Below are 12,218 nucleotides of genomic sequence, written 5' to 3'. Positions count from 1 at the left end.
GCTTTACCAGCTCCGGTCGCTCGGCGGGGGCGGGCCCGGCCGGTGGCGAGGGTCGTCGGGCCGAGGACGACCGGGAGCCCGGCTGGGCAGGATTGTCTCGGCATCGTAGATCTCTTCCGGCGGGCGGCTGTCGCGGCCGTCGGCGTCGCGGCCACCGGCACGGCGGGCCCCGGCCGGGTGCGGCCCACTCCCGTCGGCACGGCGACCATAGCCGCGACCTTGGCCAGCGTACTCATCGCTGTCGCCATCCCGACGGGGCCGGGCATCCCGGGCATCCCGCCCGTCGCGGGGGACCCGGGCCGGGCCGTCCCGGTTCGGCTCGTTCCGAGCGCTCGACGGGCCGCCGTAGGCCTCGTCGCGCGGCCGAGCGCCGCGTGGGCCCGACCGGTCGTCCACCGGCGCCGGGCGCCGGGCGCCCTGGGGCCGCGGGCTCTCGGGCTGGGCGATCTCGCGCGGCGAGCCAGGGCGGGGTGAGTCCTGCCGCTGCATGTCCGGACGCTGCATGTCCGGACGCTGCGGGCCAGGACGCGGGGAGTCCTTGCGCTGCGGGTCGTGGCGCGGTCGCTCGTCGCGCTGCGGCTCCGGGCGTGGTGAACCCGGGCGGGCCGGGCGGCCGTTGGCAACGTCGCGATACGGCTCGCCGCGGGCACCGGACCGGTCGCGGCCGGCCTCGCCGCGCGGGCCCGAGCGGTCGTCGAACGGCTCGTCGGTCCGGGCAGGGGCCCGGTCGGCTCTGTCGGGCCGACCCGGGCCTGCCGGCCGGTCGCGATACGGCTCGCCGCGGGCGCCGGAGCGGTCGTTGAACGGCTCGTCCGAGCGGGCGCCGAGCCGGTCGGGTCGGTCGGCTCTGGCCGGGCCCGCCGGTCGGTCGCGGTAGGGCTCGCCGCGGGCGCCGGAGCGGTCGTTGAACGGCTCGTCGGGGCGGTTGCCAGCCGGTCGGTCGGGCCGAGCCGGGCCGTCCGGCCGGTCCCGGTACTGCTCGCCGCGCGGCCCTGGGCGGTCGCGCGGTTCTGGACGGTCGCGGGGTTCTGGGCGGTCGCGCGGGTCGAGGCGGCCGTCTCGGTCGACGCCGCGCCCGCCGCGGAAGGCGTCCGGACCGCCACCCGGCTCACGGTCGTTCTGGCGGCCGAAGGGCTCCGGCGCCTCGGCCGCGAGCCGACCCGGTTCGCGGCTGTCCCGACCGCCTCGGCCGTCGTCGCGCTGGAAGGTGACCAGGGCGGCGCCGAGCTCGATCAGGTCCCCGTTGACGAGCTTGACCTGTGTCGCCGGCCGCCCGTTCACGATGCTGCCGTTGGTCGAGCCGGCGTCCACGTAGAGCCAGTTGCCATCCGGCATCCGACGGATCTCGCCATGGCGGCGGGAGACCCCGGTGTCGGTCAGCCGGATGTCGCACTCCACGCTGCGACCGATCAGGGTCGACTCGGCGGTGAGCTCGTACTCCCGCTCCCGGCCGGGCGGGGCCTCCTTGTTCGTGATCAGCAGTCGTGGCACGCCCGGCGCGGCTCGTGACCCACGCCGCTGCGGCGTCGCCACCATCCCCTCCGCCGACGCCACGCTGCTGCGAATCCGGAACACGCCGACGTCCAGGTCCGGCGCCTCGGACAGCCGGATGCTCACCGGTCCGACGAACGTGTACCGCTGCTCGGCCGCATGCTCGCGGACCATCTCGGCCAGCTCGTCACACAGTGCCCGGCTGTAGGGCGACAGGCGGTTGTAGTCCGGACTGGCCAGCTCCACGGCGAACTCGTTCGGCACCAGTACCCGGTTGGAGCTGATCGCCCGTCTGTCGTCGGCCTCCCGGGCGAGCGCCCCCGCGATCTCCACCGGCTCGACGCCACCCTTGAAGACCTTCGCGAACGCGCCCTCGACGAGGCCGCCCAGGCGGCGTTCGAATCGCTGTAGCACACCCATGGCCGACCTCCCTCCTCCCGCTACGTGAGATCGTATGACGGCCGCCCTGGTCGTCCCCGACCACCGGGCGTGACCAGGCTCGTCACCTCACGGACAACCCACGCCGCGCAACCTTCGAGTCGCGGCGCGCATCCCACCGGCCCCCTCTCGTCGGCGCCCGCCGCCCTCGCGCTTCAGAGGCTCCAGGCCACCCGTCAGACCCGACCTACCCCGGCGCCATCTACCCATGCGGACGTGGTACCGTGGCTGCGCACCAGACAAAGGCCGCGCCACTTCGAGCTTGATGTGACCGGGGTTTGATGTGGTAGGTGCCATCTAGTACGGGTGAGATGCGTGCTGGGAATGCAGTGAGGCGCAGGCCACGCTGTCGGCCAGTGCCTGGTAGTAACAGCGTTTGGCGGGAAAGCGTAACGTAGCGGGCAAGACCACTCGGGCGAGTGGCGGAATGGCAGACGCGCACGGTTCAGGTCCGTGTGTCCGAAAGGACGTGGGGGTTCAACTCCCCCCTCGCCCACTCGTAAGCAAATATATGGCTGGGAGCCTTGAACGGTCGGCTCCCAGCTTTTTCATTTGTGCGGTCATTGGCGCGCTGGTCGCCTCAACGCATAACGACTCGGTTCACTCATACGCCGTGGCCGCGGTTACATCGTTCAGCGGCCACGGCGTATGAGTGCGCGTTGGGCGCGGCCCGTCAGCCGCCGAGCTCGGGCTGGGAGGCGCAGGAGGAGAGCACGGTGCGCATGGCGTCGGCCTCGGCCTGGGTCACCCACAGGTGATAGCGGGCCTTGATGCCGATCTGCCGCGCGACGTAGGTGCACTTGTAACCCGACGCCGGCGGGAGCCATTCACTGGCGTCGCTGTCACTCTTCTTGATGTTCGTCGGTCCGTCGACGGCGAGGAGGTTCTCGGGGTCGTTGGCTATCGCCTCGCGCTCGGCCTGAGGGAAGGCGTAGGCGCCGGTGCGCCAGGCGTCACCCAGCGGGACGACGTGGTCGATCTGCACCGCCGCGGAGTCCTTGCCGCGGTTGAACCGGATGATCCTGTTCGTGTACGGGTCGTTCAGCTCGCCGGTGAGGACGATGCAGTTGTCGGTGGTGCGAACCGTCACCGAGTGCAGGTCCCGGCGCAGGACGTCGTTGCGGGTGTCGCAGCCGTTGTGGTCGACGTCCTTCCAGGCCGTGCCGAACGCGTCACGGTCGTACTTCGGTGACGTGGCGAGCGGCGCGATCTTCAGCGTGCCCAGCGCCGCGAGCGCGGAGCCGTCGGCACCGACGTCCGAACCGTTCGCCGCGAACCCGCTCGGCAGAGCGCCAGACGGACTGGCGGTCGAGGCGTCGTTGAGCGCCGTCGAAACCGCGTTGCACCCCGATGCCAGCACCGCCACTGTCGCTGCCGCCGCCACGACAGCGGCGAGCCGCCCCGCGACCCACGTGCCCATGTCCCCCACCTGTCCCACGTCCGTTCGTTAGCGGCGAGTCTGCCGGAGCCCAGGCCGTTACGAGCGGTTTTGTCGCTCGGTGATGGCGGCCCGGCGCCCGATCGTGCCACAGATGGGGGCATATCGGGTTTTCGACCGGCCGGCACGCGCGGCGGCCGCGTTGACTCGCAAGGACCGTCGAGCGAATGGCGCGCCGACCGCTCTTGGGGGACGGTGCGATCAGAACGGATGATTGGGCTTATACGGGGCCTTTACAGTTGCCGCATGAGTTCGGGGGTCCCCCAGGTCGTCGGCGTCGCCGCATCGGTACCGCGACCGTTGCGACGCGATGCGGAACGCAATCGCGAACGCATCCTGTGCGCCGCCCGAGAGCTGTTCGTCGAGCATGGCCTCGCTGTTGGCGTCGACGAGATCGCCCGCCGCGCCGGCGTCGGGATGGGGACGCTCTACCGCCGTTTCCCGAACAAGGACGCGCTCGTCGAGGAGACACTGGCCGCGGCGGTCGGGCGGGTACGCGAGCTCGCGGTCATCGCCCGCGAGACCGCCCCGCCCGGCCGAGCGCTGCGCGAGTTCCTGATGACGTCGATCTCGGAGGACGCCTGCCGGTGGGCTTTCGTCTCCCGGCGGCTGTGGACGGGCCGGACCTCCGCGCTCGTGTTCGACGAAGTCGTCCCGTTACTGGGGCTGATGTTCACCGACGCGCAGGAGGCCGGCCTGATCCGCGCGGACGCGGTGCTGGCCGACCTGATCGTGCTGCTGCGCGCGGTCCGGGTCGTGCTGGAGCTGACCGAGGCGCCCGTCGGGCAGACCTGGCGCCGGTACATCGACCTGTTGCTGGACTCGCTGCGTCCCAGCGAGCACAACACCTCGCTCGACGGCCCGCCGATGACGCTGCGTGCCCTGGCCAGCTCGGCGATCGAACCCTGAGAGCCCCAGCCAGGACCGGGGCGGATCCCGGGTGCCGGGAGGTGCGGCGGGCCGCGGAGGTGGCACGATGGCTGGCATGGGTCCCGATCAGGTGCCGACCGTTACGGTGGCGGACATTCCCGCCGAACCTACGGGCGACGACAAGCTGTTTCTGCTCGACGTCCGGGAGTCGGACGAGTGGGCCGCCGGTCACATCGACGGCGCCACGCATATCCCGATGGGCGACCTCGTCAGCCGCCTCGACGAGGTGCCGCGATCGGCCCGCGTCATCGCGGTCTGCCGGTCCGGCAACCGGTCGGGGATGGTCACCGGCTACCTGACCAAAGGCGGCTGGGACGCGTACAACCTGGCCGGAGGCATGATGGCCTGGGCCGCGGGCGGTCGCCCGATGGCCACCGAAAGCGCGGGCGCTCCGTTCGTGCTCTGACGTCCGTGGCAGGCCCGGTCGGGCCCTATTTCAGCAGGCGGGACAGCCGGCGGTCGGCGAGCACCCGGCCGCCGGTCTGGCAGGTCGGGCAGTACTGCAGGCTGCGGTCCGCGAAGGCGACCTGACGGACGGTGTCGCCACAGCGCGGGCACGCCTCGCCGGTGCGGGCGTGCACGGCCAGATTGGCCTTCTTCTCCGCCTTGAGGTCGGCGGCGCCCAGCCCGCCAGCCGCCTCGACGGCCGCTCGCAGCGTCCCCACCAGAGCGTCGTGCAGGGCGGCGACCTGCTCCGGCGACAGACCGCTCGACGGCGCGAACGGGGACAGCCGGGCCGCCCACAGCACCTCGTCGGAGTACGCGTTGCCCACCCCGGCGAGCACCGACTGGTCGGTCAGCACCCCCTTGACCTGGCTGCGCCCGGCGGCGGAAAGCAGCGCGGCCAGCGCCTCCACGGTGAAGGCCGGATCCAGTGGGTCGATGCCCAGCCGGGCCACCCCGGGCACCTCGGCCGGGTCACGCACCAGGTAGACGGCCAGCCGCTTCTGGGTCCCGGCCTCGGTGAGGTCGAAGCCGGAACCGTCGTCGAACACCAGCCGCCAGGCGAGGCCACCGCGCCCGCCGCGGCCGGGCGCCGCCGGCTGGCTGTCCTTCCAACGCAGCCAGCCGGCCCTGGACAGGTGGGCGATGAGGTCAAGCCGCTCGCCGCCGGCCCCGGCGAAGACGAGGTCGAGGAACTTGCCGTGCCGCGTGGCGTCGACCAGGGTCGCGCCGACCAGGTCGGCCGGGCCAGGCGAGACGGTGCGCAGTGCGTTGATCGCGACCGGCTCGGCCCTCGTGACGACCTTGCCGACCGCGCGGTCGCGCAGCACGCTCGCGAGCGCCTCCATCTCGGGCAGCTCCGGCATGCCCCCAGTCTTGCCGGTCGGGCCCGCCCTGGCCATCCCCGACCCGGGAAGCCGACATGTCATCGTGGATCCATGACAAATGGCGGCGCCGTCGACGGGCCGTGGATCAGCTGCCCCTGGTGTACCGGCACGGTGCCCCTGACGTACTTCGCCGAGTCCGACGAGGAGCCGGGCGCCCAGGAGGCGGTCTGCGAGGCCTGCGGGCGCCGGGTCTCCTTCCTGCCACCCCGCCCGCCCGATGAACCGGGCGACCAGGCGTCCTCGGCCGCGGCCTGACCGTCGGTGCCCCTCCAGCAGCCGCCACCGGTCTGATGGCCGACAAAGGGGATGATTGCCCCGCACTCGGCGCCAGCCTGTCGGGTAGGTGCCGGCATGCGGCGGAATGAGCGGTCTCGTCGAGTCGAACGCGGGCAGCGCGGCGCCCCGGTGTTGGGGGAGACTGCGGCTACGAGTGACCGGGGTATCGGACGGGGGACCAGGGGGCGCGGGTGACGGAGGACGTGGCGGGCGCGGAGCGGCGCCCGGCCTCCGGGCTGTCGGGTGACCCGCTCGCGGCCCACGACCCCCACCGGGTCGGGCCCTACCCGCTGCTGAGCCGCCTGGGCACCGGAGGCATGGGGACGGTCTATCTGGGCCGGGGCGAGCGTGGCCGGCTGGTGGCCGTGAAGGTCATCCGCCCGGACCTGGCGGCCGACGAGGAGTTCCGCCGCCGGTTCCGGCAGGAGGTGGCGGCCGCGCGTCGCGTGGCGCCGTTCTGCACGGCCGAGGTGCTCGACGCCGACCCGGATGCGGCCGCGCCCTATCTGGTGACCGAGTTCATCGACGGCCTGCGCCTGGACCAGGCGATCGCCCGGGGTGGCCCGCTCACGCCGTCGACCCTGACCGGGCTCGCGGTCGGCGTCGCCACCGCGCTCACCGCCATCCACCGAGCCGGGCTGGTACACCGCGACCTCAAGCCGAGCAACGTGCTGCTGTCGCTGTCCGGGCCGCGGGTGATCGACTTCGGGATCGCCCAGGCGGTGGCCCACGGCTCCACGGCCAAGCCCACGTCCTGGGGGTTCGGCTCCGCGGGCTGGATGGCGCCCGAGCAGATCAACGGGCAGCCGATCGGGCCTGCGGCGGACATCTTCACGTGGGGCATCCTCATGGCCTACGCCGGAACCGGGCAGCACCCGTTCGGCGAGGGCAAGGACATCGACCTCGCCTACCGGACCGTCTCGGCCGCGCCGGACCTGACCGGCCTGGTCCCCCCGCTGCGAGACCTGATCGACGCCGCGCTGGCCAAGGACCCGGCCGCCAGGCCGACCGCCCGCGACCTGCTGCTGGCCCTCATCGAGCGCGGTCACACCGGCGAGCCGGGGGTGCCGCCCGGCGAGGAGCTGCTCGGGCTCGCCGCCGACCGGGCCGAGGTGATGGCGAGCCCCGCAGTGGTCGCCCTGACCGGGCCGGACCCCGCCAGCGGGTTGCCGCGCACGCGGGTGGCACCGCCCGGCTACGGCGCCGCGACCGCGCAGGTCGAGGACGCGGGGCGGCCCGGCGGCCCCGGCTACGACCCGCGCCAGCCGTCGGCGCGGTACCAGCGGCCCGGCGAAGCTCAGGGCGGCATCGTGCCGCCACGACGGCCGTCGACCCCGGCCGCCGGAGTGCGCCCGGGTGCTGCGGGTTACCAGGGCCCGGCTCGGCCCGGGATGCCGGTACGCGCCGGTGGCCGCCGCGGCGGCAGCCGGCTCGGGCTCTGGCTGACGATCGTGTTGATCATTCTGGGCGCACTGGCGATCACCCTGATCGCGCTCAACCCCGGCGACTCGCCCGGGCCGGGCAGCTCCGTCCCGCCGTCGAGCACCCCGACGCCGACGTCGACCGGGCCGAACAGCCGCCTCTACACCGACGGCTCGCTCCAGTTCCAGATCCAGAGCCTGCGCTGCGGCGTGCAGAAGATCGGCATCATCCCGCGCAAGCCGGACGGCCAGTACTGCCTAGTCAAGATCAATGTGCGAAACGTCGGGACCTCGTCGCGGACGCTGGTCGCCAACCAGCAGTTCATGTACGACCAGAACGGCGGCCGGCACGAGGCCTACTCGGCGCTGGAAACCCGGCTGTACTACCCGTTCGACTCGTTGTGGAACAAGATCCAGCCGAACGCCCAGGTCAGTGGAACGCTGATCTTCGACATCCCGGTCGACACCGGCCCGACGCGCCTGGAACTGCACGACGGCCTGATCGGCCAGGGAGCCCAGATCCCGGTCGAGGGCTGACGTCGGCCCGCCCGCCGTGACGACGACCGCCCCGGCGCCGTCCGTTGGCCAGCGCGGAAACCCGGTCGTTACGCTCGGGTCGTGTCAGCTCGGATGAGTTCCGCTCCGCTTGTCGTCGGCTTTGACCTGGATCTCACGCTCCTGGACGCGCGCCGGGGCATCGTCGCCACCTACGCGCAGATCGCCGCCCGCACCGGCGTCCCGATCGACGGCGAACTGGCCGCGAGCCGGCTGGGCCCGCCGCTGGAGCAGGAGCTCGCGAACTGGTTCCCGGCCGACGAGGTCCCCGCCGCCGCGACCCTCTACCGCGAGCTGTACGTCGACCACGCCGTGCCGGTGTCGGAGGCGATGCCGGGGGCTGCGCGGGCCGTCGAGGCGGTCCGGCGGGAAGGCGGCCGGGTGGTCGTGGTGACGGCGAAGGCCGAGTGGCTCGCCCGCGCCAGCCTGGCGGCGATCGGGATCGAGCCGGACGTCGTCGTCGGCTGGCTCTGGGCCGCCGCCAAGGGTGACGCGATCCGCGAGCACGGCGTGCACATCTACGTCGGCGACCACGAGGGCGACGTGCTCGGCGCCCGGGCCGGCGGGGCGCTGTCCGTCGGGCTGACCACCGGGTCGCACGACGCGGGCGCCCTCTCGGCCGCCGGCGCGGACGTCGTGCTCGGCGGGCTCGCGGAGTTCCCCGACTGGCTCGCGGGCGCGGTCCTCGACCAGCGGATGGCGGCCCTCAGCGCCCGGCTGACGGAGCTGGGCTCGGTGCTCGTCGCGTTCTCCGGCGGCGCCGACTCGGCCTTCCTGCTGGCCTGGGCGGCGAGGACGCTCGGGCCCGACGCGGTTGTGGCCGCGACCGCGGTCTCCCCGTCCCTGCCGGCCGCCGAGCTCGACGCCGCCCGTGCGTTCGCGGCGGCGCTCGGCGTGCGCCACCTGCTGCCCACCACCGACGAGCAGGCCCGGCCCGGCTACGTCGCCAACGGCTCGGACCGCTGCTACTTCTGCAAGGCGGAGCTGACCGAGACGCTCGGCCCGCTGGCCGCCGACCTGGGCCTGGCCCACGTCGTCACCGGGACGAACGCGGACGACGCCGTCGCCGGGTTCCGCCCCGGCATCCGGGCCGCCGCCGAGCGGGGCGCGGCCACCCCCCTGCTCGACGCCGGGCTGACCAAGCGGCAGGTCCGGGCGGCCTCCCACCGGCTTGGCCTGGTCACCGCCGACAAGCCGGCCGCCGCCTGCCTGGCCAGCCGGATCGCCTACGGCATCGAGGTGACGCCCAGTCGGCTCGCCCGGGTCGAGCGCGCCGAGCAGGCACTGCGGCTGGCGCTGGCCGACGCGGAGCTGCGTGTGCGTGACCTGCGCGTGCGTGACCTGGGCGACCGGGCCCGGATCGAGGTCGACGCGGAGCTCGTGGCGACGCTCGCCGCCCGGCCCGATCTGACCTCCGTCGTCACCGGCTTCGACCTCATCGAGGTGGATCCGCGTGGCTTCCGGTCGGGCGCCATGAACGAGCTGCTCTGAGCCCTGGGCCTGGGTGAACAGCGGGCTTCGCCGGGGGCCGTCCCGGTGGGGAGCCTGTGCCGTCCGCCCCTGCGGCGTTGGAATCCTGCGCCTGTCGGGCGCCGGCCGGATAGCCTGAGGACCGTCGTTTGTCGGTCGCGCCTTCTTTGCCGCCAGGGATCCCACCGGTTGGCGGCCGAGCGGACGACCGGGAGCCAGACCGACGGCGCCCCGACGGTGGGGGAGAAAGCGTCGCAGCTCCCGTCGCGCTAAGAACGAGGTCGCCCGTGCCCACCGGCAAGGTCAAGTGGTATGACGTCGACAAGGGGTTCGGCTTCCTCTCCCGCGACGACGGCGGGGATGTCTTCGTCCACAAGGCCGCGTTGCCGGCCGGTGTCGAGAAGCTGCGCGCGGGCGACCGGGTCGAGTTCGGCGTCGCCGCCGGCCGCAAGGGAGACCAGGCGCTCTCCGTCCGGGTCCTTGCCGAGCCGCCGTCCGTGGCCAAGGCCGCCAAGGAAGCCGCTCGGCGCAGCCCCGACGAGCTACACGCGATGGTCGAGGACATGATCAAGGTGCTGGACGACGTCCAGGGTGAGCTCCGGCGCGGTCGCTACCCCGATCGCCGCATCGCCCAGCGGGTGGCCAAGGTCGTCCACGCGGTAGCCAGCGAGCTTGAGGCCTGAGCGCTCGTAAGGGCTACGCCTCGCGGAGGGGGCGGGGTAGCGCGGGGACCAGGTTCTCCGCGGCGGCCCGGGCCAGGAGCTCGTCGGCCGCTGCGTAGCCCTCGTCGCCGAGGTCGAGGCTGAAGTCGTTGACGTACAGGTCGATGTGCGCCTGGACGACCTCGGGCGCCAGCTCCTGGGAGTGTTCGAGCACCCAGGCCGCGGAGGCAGCCGGGTCGGCGAAGGCAGCCGCCACGCTGGCCCGCACGGCCGCGGCCAGGTCGCCGGTCCGCTCGGCCAGGTCCCGGCGGGCCAGGATCGCGCCGAGCGGGATCGGCAGCCCGGTCGCACCCTCCCACCAGTCGCCCAGGTCGGCGACGGACACCAGCCCGTACGACGGGTAGGTGAACCGGGACTCGTGGATCACCAGCCCGGCGTCGTACCGGCCAGCTTGGACCGCCGGCATGATCTTCTCGAACGGCAGCACGTCGATCGTCGCCACGTCGATGCCCGCCGCCCACAGCCGGAACAGCAGGTAGGCCGTGGTCCGGGTCCCGGGGATCGCCACCCGCGCCCCACGCAGCACCGCCGCGTCTCCCTGGGCGTCCGCGGCGGCGGGGCTGCCTGCGGACATGAGCACCAGGGGACCGCAGCCGCGTCCCAGCGCTCCGCCGGCCGGCAGCAGCCGGTAGCCGTCGAGCAGCCAGGGCAGGGCGGCGTACGAGACCTTGACCAGGTCGTCCTGGCCGTCGGCCGCGCGGGCGTTCAGCACGTCGATGTCGGCGAACGTGACCGACACCGGGGGCACCCCGGGCACCAGGCCGTGGGCGAGCGCGTGAAAGGCGAACGTGTCGTTCGGGCAGGGCGAGATCGCCAGCGTCAGGCCCGCGTGCTCTCGCTGGCTCGCCTCGCTGGCCGCCGTCACCTGGGACATCGTCATGCCCTCATTGTCCGTCGGTCCCCGCCAAGAGGCGTTGAGAGGGCGCTCAGCGCCCGACCGGTGGGCGCGAGGCGTCCGCCGCCGAAGCGTCCGCGACGGCGGCCAGCAGGCCGTCCGGGTGGGCGACGAGGGCGCCGGCCGCGGTGCGCAGGCTCGCCAGCGCGGCCGGAAGGTTCCAGCTGCCGCGGTCACGCCGGCCGACCTGGTTGCTGATCGCGCGAATCTCGCCGGCCGGGACGCCGAAGGCGGCGGCGGCGGTGCCGACCGCGTAGCCCTCCATGCCCTCGGCGACCGGGTCGAGCCGGGCGGTCAGGGTCGCGGCGCGCAGCTCGGTGCCGGTGACGGTGGCGACGGACAGCACCGGCCCGGTGACAACCCGGCGGCCGGTGATGCCGACGACGGTCGCCAGCCGGTCGACCAGGCCGGACACCGGGATGATCGTCGACGAGCCGAGATCCAGGTCGTCGAGGGTGAGGAACTTCCCGTCCGCGGAGGAGCTCGTCGCGCGCGGCAGCGGCGGCGCGCCGGTGCTGTGGAAGCCGAGGCTTCGGTCCATCTCGTGAACCTTGCCGGCCGGCTCGCGCAGGTCCTCCAGGCCGGACTCGGCGCCCAGGTCGGCCGCCACCAGCCGGGACGCGACCGCCAGATCGCCGACCTCGGCCCAGCCGCGGAACCCGCCGGCGACGCCCATCGAAAGCACCAGGGTGAACGGGTCGCCGGTCGCCGCGGCGACCGCGAGTGCCACGGCGGTGCCGGCAGCGGCCGCCGGGCCGCCAGTGCCGGCCGCCAGCACCGTCACCGGGCCGCGCCGACGGCCGACGTACGGGCCGAGCGTCGAGGTGGTCAGCAGCTGGCGGTCCCAGTCGGGGGAGACGGGTGCGCTCGGCACCTCGGTGGAAGGTCCGCGGGAGCGAGACCAGCTACCCATCAGGCCCGCGCACACCGCGTCCGCCTCAGCCTGGACGGCGGTGACGATCAGGGTGCGGCTCATCGGCGTGTCTGAGGCATGGTCGGTGTGGATCTCCGTGCGCCATCGTCGGGAACAGACAGACCCTCCGGGAAAGACCACCGTGTCGGACGGCGCGGTGACAGCACGAGGTTCCCGAGGAGGGCAAACCGGACTTTGTTGACGGACCTTAGCACCGCCGTCGACCGAGCGTGGTTCCCGCGTCGGGCGGTGACGATGGGTGGCCGGCCCGGTCACCCATCGGATGACCGGGCCGGCGATGCCCCGGTGCCGGTCTCCCGGGCCGGAATCGGTCAGGC

11 protein-coding genes and 1 tRNA gene are annotated in these 12,218 nt (G+C 73.5%); 7 read left to right on the top strand and 5 right to left on the bottom strand.

Annotated elements, in window-relative coordinates:
* Positions 1 to 3: 3 nt before the first annotated feature.
* Complete coding sequence (locus I6A60_RS18445) at positions 4 to 1,911, bottom strand: FhaA domain-containing protein (protein ID WP_203019579.1); 1,908 nt, start codon at positions 1,909 to 1,911, stop codon at positions 4 to 6.
* Positions 1,912 to 2,342: 431 nt separating this feature from the next.
* On the opposite strand from I6A60_RS18445, the gene I6A60_RS18440 reads away from it, so the two are divergent.
* Positions 2,343 to 2,425: transfer RNA gene (locus I6A60_RS18440), tRNA-Leu, on the top strand.
* Between the two features lie 177 nt (positions 2,426 to 2,602).
* Here I6A60_RS18440 and I6A60_RS18435 read toward each other — a convergent pair.
* The gene (locus I6A60_RS18435; RefSeq protein WP_203019581.1) at positions 2,603 to 3,349 is read right to left on the bottom strand and encodes an HNH endonuclease family protein; all 747 of its coding nucleotides are present in this window, start codon (positions 3,347 to 3,349) and stop codon (positions 2,603 to 2,605) included.
* Positions 3,350 to 3,613: 264 nt separating this feature from the next.
* On the opposite strand from I6A60_RS18435, the gene I6A60_RS18430 reads away from it, so the two are divergent.
* Together I6A60_RS18430 and I6A60_RS18425 are read left to right on the top strand one after the other, a co-directional pair.
* Positions 3,614 to 4,276 carry a TetR/AcrR family transcriptional regulator gene (locus I6A60_RS18430; RefSeq protein WP_203019583.1) on the top strand — a complete coding sequence of 221 codons (663 nt, stop codon included), beginning with the start codon at positions 3,614 to 3,616 and terminating at the stop codon, positions 4,274 to 4,276.
* 76 nt (positions 4,277 to 4,352) lie between these two features.
* Positions 4,353 to 4,703, top strand: a complete 351-nt coding sequence (locus I6A60_RS18425; RefSeq protein ID WP_203019585.1) for a rhodanese-like domain-containing protein — start codon at positions 4,353 to 4,355, stop codon at positions 4,701 to 4,703.
* Between the two features lie 25 nt (positions 4,704 to 4,728).
* On the opposite strand, the gene I6A60_RS18420 is transcribed toward I6A60_RS18425, so the two are convergent.
* Complete coding sequence (locus I6A60_RS18420) at positions 4,729 to 5,607, bottom strand: Fpg/Nei family DNA glycosylase (protein ID WP_203019587.1); 879 nt, start codon at positions 5,605 to 5,607, stop codon at positions 4,729 to 4,731.
* 72 nt (positions 5,608 to 5,679) lie between these two features.
* Between I6A60_RS18420 and I6A60_RS18415 the strand changes: the two genes are divergently transcribed.
* The 4 genes from I6A60_RS18415 (at position 5,680) to I6A60_RS18400 (ending at position 10,033) form a co-directional block, all read left to right on the top strand.
* Positions 5,680 to 5,883, top strand: a complete 204-nt coding sequence (locus tag I6A60_RS18415) for a hypothetical protein (RefSeq protein WP_203019589.1) — start codon at positions 5,680 to 5,682, stop codon at positions 5,881 to 5,883.
* A gap of 212 nt (positions 5,884 to 6,095) precedes the next feature.
* Positions 6,096 to 7,862 carry a serine/threonine-protein kinase gene (locus tag I6A60_RS18410; RefSeq protein ID WP_203019601.1) on the top strand — a complete coding sequence of 589 codons (1,767 nt, stop codon included), beginning with the start codon at positions 6,096 to 6,098 and terminating at the stop codon, positions 7,860 to 7,862.
* Positions 7,863 to 7,955: 93 nt separating this feature from the next.
* Entirely contained in the window at positions 7,956 to 9,371 is a 1,416-nt protein-coding gene (gene larE, locus I6A60_RS18405; RefSeq protein WP_203019610.1) for an ATP-dependent sacrificial sulfur transferase LarE, read from the top strand.
* A gap of 266 nt (positions 9,372 to 9,637) precedes the next feature.
* Complete coding sequence (locus I6A60_RS18400; protein WP_203025339.1) at positions 9,638 to 10,033, top strand: cold-shock protein; 396 nt, start codon at positions 9,638 to 9,640, stop codon at positions 10,031 to 10,033.
* Between the two features lie 13 nt (positions 10,034 to 10,046).
* On the opposite strand, the gene I6A60_RS18395 is transcribed toward I6A60_RS18400, so the two are convergent.
* Together I6A60_RS18395 and mqnB are read right to left on the bottom strand one after the other, a co-directional pair.
* A complete protein-coding gene (locus I6A60_RS18395; protein ID WP_203025347.1) occupies positions 10,047 to 10,946 on the bottom strand; it encodes a 1,4-dihydroxy-6-naphthoate synthase in 900 nt (299 codons plus the stop codon).
* A gap of 52 nt (positions 10,947 to 10,998) precedes the next feature.
* The gene (mqnB, locus tag I6A60_RS18390) at positions 10,999 to 11,943 is read right to left on the bottom strand and encodes a futalosine hydrolase (RefSeq protein ID WP_203025340.1); all 945 of its coding nucleotides are present in this window, start codon (positions 11,941 to 11,943) and stop codon (positions 10,999 to 11,001) included.
* Positions 11,944 to 12,218 lie beyond the last annotated feature (275 nt).

It is taken from the genome of Frankia sp. AgB1.9 (genome assembly GCF_016786355.1).
GTDB lineage: Bacteria > Actinomycetota > Actinomycetes > Frankiales > Frankiaceae > Pseudofrankia.
This window is presented reverse-complemented; position numbering and strand designations above follow the sequence as displayed.